10 protein-coding genes are annotated in these 15,472 nt (G+C 49.7%); 5 read left to right on the top strand and 5 right to left on the bottom strand.

All coding sequences use genetic code 11. The features are described from left to right. Positions 1-555 precede the first annotated feature (555 nt). The 5 genes from LZD49_RS19975 (at position 556) to LZD49_RS19955 (ending at position 5,465) form a co-directional block, all read left to right on the top strand. Positions 556-1,431: a DUF6268 family outer membrane beta-barrel protein gene (locus tag LZD49_RS19975; protein WP_234669344.1), complete on the top strand. Its 876-nt coding sequence runs from the start codon at positions 556-558 to the stop codon at positions 1,429-1,431. 36 nt (positions 1,432-1,467) lie between these two features. Further along, on the top strand, positions 1,468-2,682 hold the full coding sequence (locus LZD49_RS19970) for a fumarylacetoacetate hydrolase family protein (protein ID WP_234669343.1): 1,215 nt from the start codon (positions 1,468-1,470) through the stop codon (positions 2,680-2,682). A gap of 100 nt (positions 2,683-2,782) precedes the next feature. Beyond that, the gene (locus LZD49_RS19965) at positions 2,783-3,364 is read left to right on the top strand and encodes a Crp/Fnr family transcriptional regulator (RefSeq protein WP_234669342.1); all 582 of its coding nucleotides are present in this window, start codon (positions 2,783-2,785) and stop codon (positions 3,362-3,364) included. 245 nt (positions 3,365-3,609) lie between these two features. Continuing rightward, entirely contained in the window at positions 3,610-4,626 is a 1,017-nt protein-coding gene (locus tag LZD49_RS19960; RefSeq protein WP_234669341.1) for an SDR family NAD(P)-dependent oxidoreductase, read from the top strand. 8 nt (positions 4,627-4,634) lie between these two features. Beyond that, positions 4,635-5,465, top strand: a complete 831-nt coding sequence (locus LZD49_RS19955; protein WP_234669340.1) for an AraC family transcriptional regulator — start codon at positions 4,635-4,637, stop codon at positions 5,463-5,465. A 106-nt stretch (positions 5,466-5,571) separates the two neighbouring features. On the opposite strand, the gene LZD49_RS19950 is transcribed toward LZD49_RS19955, so the two are convergent. From LZD49_RS19950 to LZD49_RS19930, 5 genes are all read right to left on the bottom strand, one after another. Next, on the bottom strand, positions 5,572-7,182 hold the full coding sequence (locus LZD49_RS19950) for a RagB/SusD family nutrient uptake outer membrane protein (RefSeq protein ID WP_234669339.1): 1,611 nt from the start codon (positions 7,180-7,182) through the stop codon (positions 5,572-5,574). Between the two features lie 18 nt (positions 7,183-7,200). Beyond that, a complete protein-coding gene (locus LZD49_RS19945; RefSeq protein WP_234669338.1) occupies positions 7,201-10,554 on the bottom strand; it encodes a TonB-dependent receptor in 3,354 nt (1,117 codons plus the stop codon). Positions 10,555-10,701: 147 nt separating this feature from the next. Continuing rightward, on the bottom strand, positions 10,702-11,898 hold the full coding sequence (locus LZD49_RS19940) for a FecR family protein (protein ID WP_234669337.1): 1,197 nt from the start codon (positions 11,896-11,898) through the stop codon (positions 10,702-10,704). A gap of 145 nt (positions 11,899-12,043) precedes the next feature. Then, the gene (locus tag LZD49_RS19935) at positions 12,044-12,640 is read right to left on the bottom strand and encodes an RNA polymerase sigma factor (RefSeq protein ID WP_234669336.1); all 597 of its coding nucleotides are present in this window, start codon (positions 12,638-12,640) and stop codon (positions 12,044-12,046) included. A gap of 180 nt (positions 12,641-12,820) precedes the next feature. Continuing rightward, positions 12,821-15,328, bottom strand: a complete 2,508-nt coding sequence (locus LZD49_RS19930) for a glycosyl hydrolase family 95 catalytic domain-containing protein (RefSeq protein ID WP_234669335.1) — start codon at positions 15,326-15,328, stop codon at positions 12,821-12,823. Positions 15,329-15,472: the final 144 nt, after the last annotated feature.

Below are 15,472 nucleotides of genomic sequence, written 5' to 3'. Positions count from 1 at the left end.
GTCTTCTCTGCTCCTTCTCGCCCTATGGCCGAAGGCGATACAAACGTAGAAAGGAACGGAAGCGATGGCAACTTTTGTAGGTATACAAAAGGTGATCACGACCGTTTATCTTTCGTATATCCTATTTTTGGGCTATTGACCTTTTTGCGCACTCGTCAAATTTGCTACCGGTTTTTGCCCAGCCAAGGCTTGCATGGCATTCAGAAGCAGGCATTTCTGTTGGCTAAGGATATTGTGATCGGATTCTTTAAGCGGTATACCAGAATTGCGGAAATGCAAACCACCATTTACTTTCCTGAATGGATCGTTTGGGAGGATCAACCGCGTGCGCTGATTTCCTCGCTATAAAAGGTTCGAAGCCAAACCTTCGATATTGATAAACATCAATGAGTTTCGGAATCAGGGCAGATAGCTTTGTCACACTCCATGGAAGGACAATGCTAATCAAACCTGAAACAAATGAAATTCAAATATCAAAAATTAACACAGGCCCCAACAGGGCTAACAATTTCTCGCCTACCTACCTGTCATGCAAGTGGCTTGACCATGCTGTTCATGCTTTTAGCCGGATTAAGCTTCGGCCAGGGATATATCGAAGGAGTGAATGTAAGTTATGAGCACATGCCTATGAAGATTAAAACGGAGGCAGGGGATCAGAAATTTACAGGCAGCAATCTAAAGATCGCTACCACGATACCCATCTTTCTTACACCCAACAAATCCAAATACCTGCTGGTTGGTGGCAACCTGGAAGCTTTCCACTTCTCTGGCACCCATCCCGATTTTGAAGTGAAAAAGGTTTACAGCATCTCGCCCACACTGGGTTACAGCACAACGGTCAGCAAGAATTTCAACCTCACAGCATTGCTCATGCCATTTTTGAGCAGCGATTATAAAAATGTAAAAAGCTCTGATATCAAGTTCGGCGCTATCGTAAGAGGAAGCTGGAAGGTGAGTGACAACCTGACCTGGAAGGGTATAGTTGGTTACCGGAGGCAGTTCTATGGCCCGCAATATATCGTGTTGGTTGGTATGGACTGGAAGGTCAATGCTAAGTTGTGGATATTTGGCGATTTGCCGCATAGTGCTACTGTCAGTTATGCGGTTAACAAAAAGGTCAATGCCGGTTTCAATCTGTTTGTACAGAATTCGACCTACCGGTTAAACGATCAACGGCGCTATTTCGAATACAACACCGTAAATCCCGGCCTTTTCGCCGAATACTATATTTCACCTGACTGGGCAATCCGGGCCACTGCGGCGTATACCCTGATCCGGAATATGGAGATCTATCATAAAAATGATAAGGCGGATGGCTTTATTGACTTCTACGAACTCGGCAACCGCAAAGACCCCATCAACCCCGAGGTAGCCGGCGGCCTTAGTTTCAAAGTAGGCCTGAGTTATCGAATCGTTCCGGGAAAACACTAACCCTTCATTTTACAAATTGTTATTATGAACAGTACATTGATCGGCCTGGCCCTGGGCGGCATGCTAAGCTTATTTGAAATTGATCCCGCACATTCTCGTTTTTTACCTGCATCGACTTTAAAAAGTCGCAGGCATCTTGCTGAGATTGTGATAGATACCGTGGCTGAAATAAGCGTCTTTCAAAAAACAGGTAAGATTTTAAAATCACCGGAAGATGCCCTCTCGCTAGCCAGGTTTGATAAAGGCGGGCAGGTACACACCCTCGCAGTACTTGAAGATGACGGCGAACACGTAACGGGCGTAGATATAAGTTCTGAATTAAAGCGCTACGATCCGAATTCGTTTAATGTTATAAAAGATTTGGAATTCAATGATGTTGTACGGCTGATCCGCGCCAGTACAAACAAGGTCGCAGTGAAATACGAAGACTTGCTGCCCAGTGTGGCGGGGGATACCCATTTGGCGATTGGAATAAATTATGCGGATCATGGCAAGGAAACCAACCAGGTCCGACCGTTTATGTTTCCAAAATATGTGAATACCGATCCAGTCGTCCACCAGTTGACTTATACCAAAGGTTGGCTTTTGGACCATGAAGTCGAGCTTGGTGTTGTATTCCCGAAGGCCGTCTGTTCACCCGCAGACCTTAACCAAATCATGATCGGCTTTTTGGTTGTCAATGACTTTACCGACAGGGCTACATTGATGCGGAAAATGGATAGTCAGAATGTAACAGGTGGTAAAGGTTTTCCTGATGCTAAAAGCAAAAAAGGATTCTTGCCGACCGGCCCCTACTTGGTGATTCCAAGAGATTGGCGCGCATTTGTAAACCAACTGGAACTGAAACTATCAGTCAATGGGCAGCAGCGCCAGCATGGAAGTGCAAAAGATATGGTGTGGAACATTGAAAAGATCGTCGAACAATCACTATCTGTAAAGGGAGAAAAGAAAAGTTACTATCAGGATAAAATGGTCAACCTATTTGAAGGAAACTGCATTCCGGCGAATAGTATCATTATCACCGGAACGCCGTCAGGAGTTGTATTCAATGCCCCGGCCAAAGGCTTCATTATCGGGACGGTCACCAAATACATATTCACCGGTGGATTTTTCAGGGCGAAAATGCATCCCTATATTTTGCAGCAATATTTGAAAAGGGAGTTAAAAAATCCGCGCTATCTTAAACCCGGGGATGATGTAGAAACGTCAATTACGTTTTTAGGCGCGATTAAGACCCACGTTAAAGAGTAATTGATAGTCAAGTGATTTAGGTTAAATTAGATGTGAACTTCCGGTCTTCAAAATCGAAGGTTTACATGCTAATGACCAATTATCAACAAAGTAGATGCATATGACCGATCCTGGATCCCTGCTAAAAATAGAGTCTTTTATTCGAACGATCGTTCAACCTAATGAGCAGGAATGGGAAGATTTTACCAGGATTGTGAGATTGAAGAAATTGAAAAAGAGGGACTTGCTACTGGAAGAAGGCCAAGTCTGCAATTTTATTGCTTTTTTGAATTCTGGCGTCTTGCGCGAATATTCCTTTCAGAACGGGAAAGAAACTACCGTGGACTTTGTCAGCGAAAATCAGTTTACCAGTGACTATCAAAGTTTTATCATGCAGGTTCCATCGAAACAATACCTGGAGGCGCTGACAGACGTGGATCTGCTGATTCTGAAAAAAGACTCGATCAATGCACTTTTTGACAAATACAAGATTTGGGAACGATTCGGCAGACTAATCATTGAAAGGGTTTTTTGCAGCGCAGAGGCAAAACGCAAAAACATTCTTTCGACTACGCATGAAGAGCAATATCGTGATTTCACCGCCAACTATCCGCAAATAGTCCAGCAAGTGCCACAATACTACATAGCGTCATATCTGGGCCTTAGCCCGGAGCATCTCAGCAGGATCAGAAAGAAGATTTAACATACGACTATCCAATCCTTCGCCTGAAACGCTGTATTACAATAGCGAAATTCATTGCCGGGTTTAAAGTCTGACGCTCGTTTACAGCAGCGAAGCAGGTAGTACAGTCCGGTTTTGATGATGGTGTCCGGATTACTTGCTCAACTTTACCTGACATTTTAAACAAAGGAAATTGACGTTTTGAACAAAGCGGCTGCGCCAATGACCAGGTAGTTTTGTCCTATCATATTTAACTATAAAATGACATGGGACAAAACAATTATCAGGGAGCCTTACAGCAGCCGATAGGTTCTGGGTTCGACGCTACATCCACAGCTGGTGATGTGATCACGGGGGTTGACCTTACCGGAAAAATCGCGATCGTGACCGGCGGAAATGCAGGCATTGGCTTAGAGACCACAAAGGTTTTGGCCGCAGCCGGGGCTACTGTGATCGCTGCTGGCAGGGACATAGAAAAGGCACGGAAACATCTGGAAGGAATTCCGAATGTGGAATTGGGGAAAATTGATTTCATGGACCCTGCTTCTATTGATGCATTTGCCGAATCTTTTCTCGCAACAGGCCGGCCACTACATTTGCTGATTAACAATGCGGGCATCATGTGGGTGCCTTTGCGCAGGGATGGTCGTGGTATCGAATCGCAGTTGGCCACCAATTACTTGGGTCAATTTCAGCTTACCGCCCGTTTATGGCCTGCGCTGAAAAAGGCTAATGGCGCGCGGGTTATCAATGTATCTTCGCTCGGCCACCAAATGGCCCCATTCAACTTCGAAGACCCCAATTTTCTGCACCGTGAGTACCAAACATTGCAAGCTTACGGACAATCTAAAACAGCAAGCAATTTGTTTTCCGTTGAGCTGGATCGCATTGGTAAACAGTTCAATATAAGAACATACTCGTTGCATCCAGGCTCCATACACGGGACCGAACTGGGCAGAGAAGCGTCACTGGAACTTTTTCAGCAAATGGGCTTTGTGGATTCAGAAGGTAATCTCTTGCCAGAAGTATTAGCATCTTTAAAAACGATCCCCCAGGGGGCAGCCACTACGGTTTGGTGCGCTACCAGCCCGATGCTCGGCAATATCGGTGGTGTTTATTGTGAAGATGCGGATGTGGCTGAGCTGAGCCTGGGAAGCGAAGGGGGACAGCACGGTGTGAAACCCTATTCACTGGACGAGATTAATGCGAAGAACCTATGGAGGTGGAGCGAACAAATAACCGGCATTACATTTGAACGTGCAGACGAAAACGGTATCTTGTAGCCAATCACATGGACCACATTTCAAAATATCTAACCAAAGAGATCAAGCTTTCCAGCTATGAGGATAAGCTTTTTAAATCCGACCTGATTTTCGACGATCACATGCTTATCTGGTTTATTTCCGGTGAGACCAAGATCATACAGGCACACGCAACCTCTTATTTTAAAACAGGCGACATATTTTTGATTCCCAGAAACCAGCTGGCGACCATTGTTAATTATCCCAAAAACGGACAGCCTCACAAAACAGTGGTCATGCATTTATCTACCGAGCGGCTGAAACGGTTTTACGAAAAAATAGATGTAAGCCCCAAAAGTAGTGCAGAGCCAAAAATTTTCAGTTTTACCAATCATCCACTTCTGGAAAGCTGCCTAACTTCATTAATACCGTATTTTGATGTGAGTGGCGAATTTCCCGAGAGCATCGCCACACTGAAAATTACCGAAGCAATTACAATCCTTAGGGAAATTGACAAGACAGTTGACAGCGTGCTGGCAAACTTTGATGAACCCGGGAAAATTGATCTGATCGATTTTATGCAGCGAAATTTTATGTTCAATATGCCGATGGAAAAGTTAGGTTATTTAACCGGCCGGAGTTTGTCGACATTTAACAGGGATTTCAGGAAACTTTTTAATGCGACGCCACAGAAATGGCTAACAGAAAAAAGGCTGGAACTGGCTTATTATCAGCTTGCGGAAAAGAAGAAAAGACCCACAGAGGTGTACCTCGAAGTAGGTTTTGAAGATCTCTCTCATTTTTCTTTTGCATTTAAAAAAAAGTACGGGATTGCTCCAACTCAATTTGCGGCATACAGGAAACTGAACAGCCCCAACTGATGAAGCACTTCCACCAGGCCAGCCTGGCATACGCTACGCGTCATCAACTCAGGCGAACGTCTCCGCACGCGTATGGCGCGGAGACGTTCACAGCAATGCGTCAGTTTCAATACCCCGGGTTTTGAACCAGCGCCGGGTTAAGCAGCATCGCCGAGTTGGGGATTGGAAAAATGCGCTTGTTTATATCCGAATCGGTTTTGAAGCCCCATTTGCCTTCATACTTGCCGTACCGGATCATATCGTTGCGGTGCCACATTTCGGAAGCGAATTCCCGGATACGTTCTTCGTAAACGTTTTCCAGCGTAAGGCCCGTAAGTGCGGCCGCTCCGCGCGTCGTGCGCACGGTGTTCACCAGTCCCAGCGCAGTCGCTCCCAACGTAGGTGATCCGCCGCGCTGAATGGCCTCGGCTTTCATCAGAAGGGCGTCTGCGTAGCGGAAAATCGGCACATCGTTGTTCTGGTTACGGTTAAGCGAAGAAGCGTCGGGGTAGAACTTGATGTTCCGGTAACCCATGTTCCAGGCCAATTCGTCATTACCCACGTCAAATGATGCTACGTCCTGACGCAGCTTTACCTCCGGAGTAATGTTTACCTGGTACGTAAGTGGCGCCGACGGGTCAGAGCCTGCATAGAATTGGTCGTACCCCTTCTTGGTAGTGGTCACCATCACCGGCGAGCCGTCGGCAAAGTACTGTGGCCCTGTGAGCCATTCCTTGTTACGGATGTCGCCGGCATTGTTGAAATGCTTGTAAAATTCAGGCAGCGTGGAAACAGCCGCATCCGGCGTAAACGGCATTTTGTACTTAGCCACCAGCCCGCGCGGAATATCGTAGCGTGAATGCAAGTTCGTAGCACGGAACGGGAAACTGTTGGTTGCCGTCGCATCGAACGCGACCGCGAAGATGAATTCCTTCATTTGCGGCCCGTTGTTGGGGTAGAACATTTGCAGGTAGGAAGCGGACGGTTCCAATGCAAACTTGCCGGAGCTGATGATCGCGTCACAGGCAGCGATACAGTCGTTGTTGCGGTTGGTACCCGTGTAGATCTCCGCGTTCAGGTACATTTTCGCCAGCAATGCGTGCGCCAGGTACTTCGTAGGCCTGCCGTAAGTCGACACGTCCACGGTTTCACTCAAGTCGGGCAATGCGGCTTTGATTTCGCCTTCTACAAATGTAAAAACTTCGGCGCGAGGCACATTCGGATGCGGGCTGTAATCGCCATATTCAGTAATGATGGGAATATTGCCAAAGCTGTCCATCATCCAGAAATAGGCCAGCGCCCGCACCATTCTCAGCTCTGCCAGCATTTGCTTTTTGGAAGCACCTTCGGGCATGTTATTGCCGAGGATCGAAAGCGATTGGTTGACAGTCCCTATAATCGTACTCAGCCAAACCCAGTTACCGTTCACGGTACTGTGATCTTTGGTCCAGGTATGGTAATGCAGGTCTTTAAACTCCGCCCCATTATACCAGTTACCGCCTTTGGCAGGAAAAATGGCTTCATCGGTCGTGAGGGTTTGCAAATGGAAATACTCGACGGAAATATTACCGCGCAGGGCCACATAGGCAGGACCGGCAGCGCTCACAAACTGTGCATCCGTGGTCGGAAAAACTTCGGGTGTAAGCTCGGAAGTAACAGGAACATCCAGGTCATGACAGGCGAAAAGGGTTCCGAGGGCCATGACGGAGCAAATGGATTTGATATAAGATCTTTTCATGATAACTCGCATTTTAAATCAGAATGACACATTTACGCCTAGCAGGAAAGTCCGGGTTTTGGGATAGAAATTGTTGTAATCCACCCCCGGTGCAATACCGCCCTGGTTAATCTCCGGATCGACACCCTTATAGCCAGTGATCACGAACAGGTTGTTCACAGATGTATACACGCGCAGGTTTTTGAGTGACGGGCCGAGGTTTTTGAAGTTGTAGGCCAAAGTCGCATTGTCGAAACGCAGGTAACTTCCGCTTTCCACAAACCGCGAAGAGTAAAGGTACGAGTTGAAATCGGCCATAGACTCGCCCCCGGCGTCGGCCAGGATGTTGGTGTACTGAGCGGTGTTCGGGCGGTAAAGGTCGGCGCGGGTCGCGTTGAAGATCTTGTTGCCGAACGCACCGCGGAGGAACACATTCAGATCGAAATTCTTGTATTTAAAATTGTTGGTCCACCCGGCCAGTAGCTTTGGCTGTGCGTTGCCGATGTATTTGTAGTCCACCCCGATGATTGGCGTGGTGGTCAGATTACCGTCGCCGCCCACATATTGCGATACGCCCGCCGCATTCTTGCCTGCATATTGCAGCGAAAAGAACTGGCCCAATGGCTTGCCGGCTTTCAGGATTTCCAGCGAGTGACTCGATTGCCCCAAACCTTCCGGATAAGCCAGCAGTACCGAATCACCACCCGCAAAAAGCGGGTTGGAAAGACTGGTAACAGTATTCTTGTTATGCGCCAGGTTCAGGCCGGTGTTCCAGCTGAAACTGTTTTTGTTTACAATGCTGGCATTGATATTCAGCTCGATACCTTTGTTACTGATACTGCCGCCATTGGTGGTGATCTTGCCGGTAGGAACCAGGATCGGATCCACATTGTAGGAATAGATCATCCCGGTGGTGTTCTTGTTGTACAGTTCGAGGGTACCGCTCAGTTTGCCGCCTAGCAATGCGAAATCGATCCCCAGGTTGCTGGTGGCTGTCTTTTCCCACTTTAAATCCGGGTTTGCCGCCTGAGTGGGTCCCAGTGCCGCGGTAAGTGCGCCCTGATAGTAGTAGGTCCCAAGACTGCCCGAAAGGAACTGCGTGGTGTAGGCACCGAAGCCGGTGGCATTACCCGTTACGCCGTAGCTGGCGCGCAGTTTCAGTTCCGTAAAGAGTTTCTGGCTGGCCATGAAGTCCTCCTCTGTCACCCGCCAGGCCACACCAGCGGATGGGAAGTAGCCCCATTGGTTATTCGCCCCGAACACCGAGCTGCCATCCCTGCGGACCGAGCCCTGCACAAGGTATTTGTCTTTATAATTGTAATTAAAACGCGCGAAGTCCGATATCAGGCGGGTTTGCTGGTAAATACCGTCAGGCCCGAAACCGACCTGAAAGCCTGAAATGCCGTACGGATTGCTCAGCGCTAGGTTGTTGTAACCGATGTTGTCTACCGGCAGGTTGCTCGTCGTCACCTGAAACCCTTCACCGATTATATAGTCCTGCCACGAATAACCTACCACCGCATTGATGTTATGGTCGCCGAAATCCCGGTTCCAGGTCAGGAATGTTTCCAGGATCTTGCTCGAATTGCGGTAGGAAGTCCTGCCCGCCTGTCCATTGGTCCCGAACGACTGCTGGGAGTGGTATCCCAGTCCCGGCTCGGGATTGTCGTACATGTTGTTGTAGTGACTGGTAAAATACTTGTTATAGTAGGTACCTCCCAGCGATGTGGTGTTCAGGTAGGAAAAATTCAGGTCGTAGGTCAATCCGAAGGGAAGTTTTACCTGCGAGGTGAAGCTTCCTGTCAGGTTGTTGGTCTTTGTCTTAGACTCGCTGTTGTTGAGCATCGCCACCGGATTGTAGTAATCGGTGTGTTCCAGGTTTTCGAACCAGGTGCCGTCCGCGTTCCTCACGGGCGATACAGGCAGGTACAAGGCCGATTGCAACAATACCGTGTTGCGGAAAGGAATGTCTTTCGCGGTGCTACTGGAGTTGGTGACCGTAAGCCCAAGCTTCAATTTGTCCTTGAACGCATATTGCTCAACGGCCAGCCGACCGATCACCCGCTGCAACGAACTGTTGAGCAAGATACCCTGCTTATCGACATAGTTCAGGCTCGCGCTGTAAGTACTCCTCTCCGTTCCACCGCTGAACGAGAGGTTATGGTTGGTAGAAACCGCCGTTTTCCGTTGAATGGCCGACTGCCAATCTGTATCGGCTCCGAGGTCGTCTTTGGGTGAAAGGCCGATTCCATTCTCGTCGAGAAACGAGCGCAGTTGCCTACCAGTCATCATTTCGAGCTTATTGGAAACCTTTTCAATGCCTACAAAACCATTGTAGGAAATCTTCAAATCGCCCTTTTTGCCACGCTTGGTGGTCACCATGATTACCCCATTAGCGGCCCGGTTACCGTAAATAGCTGTTGCCGCCGCGTCTTTGAGAACGTCGATAGAGGCGATGTCATCCGGCGCAATGGTAGCGATGTCCGCGCCCGGCACGTTATCGATTACGTAGAACGGGCCTTGCGAACTGTTGATGGTCGACGCACCACGGAGCACTACGGCTGCCGGTTTGTTGGGGTCTCCGCTGGCTGTAATGTTCAAACCCGCCACTTTTCCTTGTAAAAGCTGGCCTACATCGGTGATGGCGCCCTTGTTCAACTCCTCCGACTTCACGGTGCTCACCGCACTGGTCAGTGTCTTACGCGATTGCGTTCCATAACCGATTACCGCCACTTCACCCAATGTCGTATTGCTTTCGGTCAATGTCACGGCAAAACTCGTCTGCTTCCCCACGGGCACTTCCTTGGTCGTGAAGCCGATGTAGGAAAATACGAGCACGTCGTCGGTACCGGCATTGATCTCAAACTGACCGTCGGTATCCGTGGTTGTACCCATTTTGCTGGCTTTCACAACTACCGTCACTCCGATAAGCGGTTTGCCGTCCGGGCCCAGCACCTGGCCTTTAATAATTTCCAGAATACGTACCGGTAGCGTAGGCTTCGGCAACTTTTTGGCCTGCAAAACCACCGTCTTGTCCACGATCGAATATTCCAGCGGTTGGTTCACCAGGCATTTGGCCAGCACTTCTTCGAGCGAGCTTTCCCGCATGGAAACCGTCACCTTTTCCGATTTCCGGATCAGCTCGGTCTTGTACCAGAACGAGTAGCCGCTCTGTTTTTCAATTTCCTTCAATACCTTTTCCAGCGGCGCATTCTTCGCCAGAATGGTGATCTTCTGCGAAAAGCTGCTGGCGCTTACCTGCATGCAGAATGCGAGCGATATCATAAAGATCAGTTTCATAATCCGAATGGCCCTGAAAAAGGGAGAGCAGGGAGGTCCTTCATGGGCATACGAGGGCCTTATCCCCTTTTGGATAAAAGAGTTGTGGTTCATACTTTTGTCTTGAGAGTTGGTACTAAACAGTAGGACATTGTTTACAAGTGCCGGGCTCTTGCAGGATCGGGAGCGGTTGCAACGTTCCCGATCTTTTTTTACCAGAGGCCGGCGGAGAAAGTCGCTATTCGGTCATAGGCAGAGGGGTTATGGTGTTACAATAATGGTGTTGTCTTCAATTCTGAATTTCACCCCGCTCAGCGAGAGAATTTTCATCACAGCCGATACATTGGAGTTGCGCGGGAGCCGCCCCGTGAAGTTCTCACCCCGGCTATTGCCCTCGTATCGCACCCGCACATCATACCAGCGCGAAACCTGCCGCATAATGCTTTCCAGGCTCTCGTCTTCAAACTGGAAATAGCCGTTCTTCCACGAAAGCTCCTTTTCCATATTCACATCATCCACGACGCGCACGCTACCCGTGGCCGCGCTGATCCGCGCCTGCTGGCCGGGTGCGAGCATTGCTTCCCGCCCGTCGTGTGTCACTTTCACAGCGCCTTCGAATAATGTCGTCCGCATGATCTTCTCGTCGTCATAGGCCATTACATTGAAGTGCGTCCCGAGCACGACGATCTCCGTAGCCCCATTTTTTACGACAAAAGGCATTTGCCGGTTGTGCGCTACCTCGAAATATACCTCTCCGGTAACCTCCACATTTCGCTGCTTGCCGGAGAATGCTGTCGGGAAGCGCAGGCTGGAAGCCGCATTGAGCCATACGCCGGTCCCGTCGGGTAATACGATGTGAAACTGACCGCCCTTGGGCGTCGAAACAGTATTGAATACCGGCTCGTTTTCGGGAATCTCGCTGGATTTGTACACCAGCTGCCCTTTTCCCGACTGGGTGACGCTCGTACCGCCCTGGCTGGCGAGCAGTCCGTTGCCGGCGCTATCGAGGGTAATGCTCGATCCGTCGCCAAGCGTGAGAATCGCCCTGTTACCGCCGGGCGGGATGTCGGCTAACTGGACTTTCGCGACTCTCCCCTGCTGCACCACATCGCGGCTGCCGCGGTAGCTCGCCCACCAGTATACGCCGAAGCCGATCACCAATGCCGCGGCGACCAGCTTCGGCCACAACCAAGTAATACCACTTCTTTGTCCCACCTCGTCTGCCTGCTCCCAAACCGTGTCGGCCGACGGGAAAATATTGGCTAAGATACGGTCGGAGACAGCTTCGGGCATGGCTTGCTCCGGCTCGAACCGCTCCCAGGCATGTTCCAGCGCCTGGACAAAGCGCTCGTCGTCCGGGTTCAGCCGAACCCATTCAGCCAGTTCCCGTTTCTCCGGCGCGTCCAACGTTCCGTCGATCAGTTTTTTTATTAAATTTTTGATCCGCTCGTCAAGCATAAAATTTCTTAGTTCCGCCCACCGCCATTATTTAATTTGGCTATTCAGGTATTCTTTTAATTCAGTTGCAAGCAATTTTTTCGATTGCCAAATAAAAGACAACTGGCGGAAGGCCAGGGACTAGTCATTGGGGAAATTTTTTGATTTATTTTTTCAGTGAGAGCAGCATCGCGGCGACAAGCAGCGAATCGGCATGGCGGCGGAGTTGGGTACGGATGGTCGCCATAGCCTGTACAATGTGGTTTTTGACCGTATTGGGGGATATTTTGAGCAGGTCAGCGATTTCTTCGTGACTTTTCTCCTCCTCTCGGCTCAGGCGATACACAGCCCGCTGCTGGGGTGGCAAGGTATCCACCACCGACCGCAAAACCTGTTCAACCTCTCTGGCGGCCAGCATTTCATGTACATTATTGTTCCCCGGCTCCCCATTCCTGAACATTTCCGAAACAATGGCCGTTTCATGCGCCACTCGTTTGAAGTGGTTGAGCACATGATTTTTGGACATGCGAAAAAGGTAGCTGTCGAAATTGTCGATCGAAGCCAGCGAGATGTGATCCGCCCAAAGTTTCATAAAAACATCCTGCACAATATCTTCGGCCAGCATTTCCGAGCCGGTGAGCCGAAGCGTGTAGCCATAGAGTTTGCTTTTGTAACGATAAAAAAGCGCGACGAAAGCAGCCTGACTGCCCTGTGAGGCAGAGAGGACCAGGTATTTGTCGCTATCCGAATATGTCTCGCTCAAATCTCAAACAGAACTAATAACCAATAAGTAACCAGCAGACAATATATTGTTTGGAAAATTACGAAAAGTTAAGCGAAAAACCCCCATCGACCTAACTAAGAACCAAACAAAAGAACGACTACCCCAATTCGATGGAGCAGCCATTCGCCACATTTTATGGCCATGCATTTCAAGACGGCATTACTGCGGGCGAACCACTACTGAGGCTCCCTTATTAATATTCAGTGTGGTAACGTATCCATTTCCGGCCTTCGTGCTTTTTATCTGCATACCCGATACCGCAATGGGAACGCTGGTCCGCAGCCGGCATGGCTGGCCGCTCAGCGATTTGATGCGCGCCTCAGTGAGTTTGCCCGCTTTCCAGGCAATGTCGAGCTCAAATCCCGACCGGACTTTCAAACCGCTTACCTGACCCTGCTTCCATGCAGCCGGCAGCGCCGGCAGCATTACTACCTCCGACAAATGGCTCTGAACGAGCATTTCGGCCATTCCGGCGGTACCGGCGAAGTTTCCATCGATCTGGAATGGCGGATGCGCATCGAAAAAATTGGGATAGGTCCCGCCGCCGCGTGAGCTGCCCTTGCTGTTATCGGTGTATTGCATAAGCTGTCGGATCAGCTTGTAGGCGTGATCGCCATCCAGCAGCCGTGCCCAGAAGTTAATCTTCCAGCCTTTGCTCCAACCGGTGCCCACGTCGCCACGCACTTCCAGCGTTTTTTTGGCAGCTTCGAAAAACTCCGGCGTTTCGGTGGAGATCCGATGCCCGGGATGCAAGGCAAACAAATGCGAGACATGCCGGTGGAGGGTGTCGGTCTCCTCAAAATCCTTAAACCATTCTTGTAACCTGCCCCTTTTGTCGATTTTGAGCGGATACAGCTTTTTGCGCTTTGCAATCAGCAGGTTCCTGAACTCGGCATCGGTCCCGAGTACTTGGCTGGCGTCAATGAGGCTCGAAAAAAGGTCGTCGATGATGGAAATATCCATTGTTGTCGCGATCGAAACCGCCGCCTCTCCACCTTTGGGATCTTTGAACAGGTTCTCCGGGGAAGTCGCCGGTGCCGTTACCAGGTAGCCATCCGGGTCTTCGACCAGCCAGTCGAGCGTAAAGATCGCGGCTTGTTTCATCACCGGATAGGCTTTGTCTTTGAGAAAATCCTTATCCTGCGTGAACCGATAATGCTCCCAGAGGTGCTGGCAAAGCCAGTCGGCACCCATAAACCAGTTGGCCCATACCGGATCGCCGTCGCCCACGTTACCCACCGGGTTCGACTGGCCCCAGATGTCCGAATTGTGGTGCGCAACCCAGCCTTTTGCACCGTAAAACTCCTTCGCGGTGGTTGCACCGGTTTTGGAAAGGTCCTGAATCCAGGCTAGCAACGGTTCGTGCATTTCCGACAGGTTGGTCACCTCAGCCGGCCAGTAGTTCATTTGGGTATTGATGTTTATCGTATAGTTGGAGCTCCAGGGCGGGCGCATTTCCTTGTTCCAAATCCCCTGTAAGTTGGCAGGCGGGCCAGCCGGGACGCCCGGAAGCGCCGGCCGCGAGGAGGAAATCAGCAGATACCTGCCGAACTGGAAATAAAGCGTTTCCGATCCAGGGTCGTATGCACCTTTTGAATAGGATTTCAAACGTTCATCGGATGGTAAAAACGTGTTTTGATTGACACCTGTCGTGTCTTCAATATTGAAACTCACCCGGTTAAAAAACGACTTAAAATCCTTTAAATGGTTATTTTTAATCAGATTATAGCCCTTGGGCAATGCCTTTTGCATAAAGCCGGCAGAGAGCGCCTTCTCATCTTTGCCGTCGCTATCGGGACATTTATCGAAACCATTGAAACTGGTCGCGGCAGAAAGATAGATAATCACTTCGGAAGCATCTTTCACCTGAATGCCGGAGGAAGATGTCACAACCTCCCCATCTTTGCTCACTGCCTTGATCCTAAACTGGAACCGCATGCCGTTACAGCCAGTAGTATCTTCGTACACGATCGGCTGACGTCCGGGCGGGTTGTAGTAGTTCGGATCCACATGTGCAGGTGCTTTCCCGCTTACCACGAGCTCTTTGATCTTGGAAACTTCTGTTTGATAACGCAACTTGCTGCATGCGGACACTTTGAAATTCAACTGCCCGGCCTTACTTGCAGACAAGCGAATGGCGAGGATATTGTCCGGGGCCGAGACGAGGATTTCCCTTTTATATTCAACGCCGTTCACGGTGAATACGGTACTCGCCAATGCGTTACCGATAAGCAGGTCGCGGTAATAGCGGGAGGGTTTGGCGCCTTTGAAATCGTGGGTGATTTTTAAATCACCCATTGGCATATACGACTCGGTGTACAGGCCCTGCATTTTCTTCAGCAACTCATTGGCGAGCTGGTAGTCCTGACTTTCGAGTAATGCCTTGCGGACTTGCGGCAGATAGGAAGCCGAGCCCGGATTGACATTGGTTTTAACAGGCCCGCCCGACCACAGCGTACTTTCGTTCAGTTGAATAAGCTCCTCCTCCACCCCACCAAAAACCATGGCACCTATATGCCCATTCCCGACCGGCAGGGCCTCTATCCATTCATTGGCCGGTTGGGCGTACCAGAGTTTTAGCGAATCGGCTTTTTGAGCAGCCACTGCTGGAATGCACCAGCCTGAAATAGCCAGCGAGAGTGCTATTCTTTTAAGCGCGATTTTCATCCGTTTACGTGATCTTTGGTTAAAAGTCCTGGAAATTGGGCACGGCATCTCCGCCGGCGCTACCTATAAAAGGTGACCCAACTTAACACATTGATTTCTATAAATAAAACGCGGAGCAGATAATGGAAGGCAAAAGGTTACCGG

This window comes from Dyadobacter sp. CY261 (assembly GCF_021440085.1).
GTDB lineage: Bacteria > Bacteroidota > Bacteroidia > Cytophagales > Spirosomataceae > Dyadobacter.
This window is presented reverse-complemented; position numbering and strand designations above follow the sequence as displayed.

Excerpts from the sequence above, each read along its gene's own strand:
- LZD49_RS19975 (WP_234669344.1), top strand. The coding sequence starts at position 556 with ATGCTTTTAGCCGGATTAAGCTTCGGCCAGGGATATATCGAAGGAGTG.
- LZD49_RS19965 (WP_234669342.1), top strand. The coding sequence starts at position 2,783 with ATGACCGATCCTGGATCCCTGCTAAAAATAGAGTCTTTTATTCGAACG.
- LZD49_RS19960 (WP_234669341.1), top strand. The coding sequence starts at position 3,610 with ATGGGACAAAACAATTATCAGGGAGCCTTACAGCAGCCGATAGGTTCT.
- LZD49_RS19955 (WP_234669340.1), top strand. The coding sequence starts at position 4,635 with ATGGACCACATTTCAAAATATCTAACCAAAGAGATCAAGCTTTCCAGC.
- LZD49_RS19950 (WP_234669339.1), bottom strand. The coding sequence starts at position 7,182 with ATGAAAAGATCTTATATCAAATCCATTTGCTCCGTCATGGCCCTCGGA.
- LZD49_RS19945 (WP_234669338.1), bottom strand. The coding sequence starts at position 10,554 with ATGAACCACAACTCTTTTATCCAAAAGGGGATAAGGCCCTCGTATGCC.
- LZD49_RS19940 (WP_234669337.1), bottom strand. The coding sequence starts at position 11,898 with ATGCTTGACGAGCGGATCAAAAATTTAATAAAAAAACTGATCGACGGA.
- LZD49_RS19930 (WP_234669335.1), bottom strand. The coding sequence starts at position 15,328 with ATGAAAATCGCGCTTAAAAGAATAGCACTCTCGCTGGCTATTTCAGGC.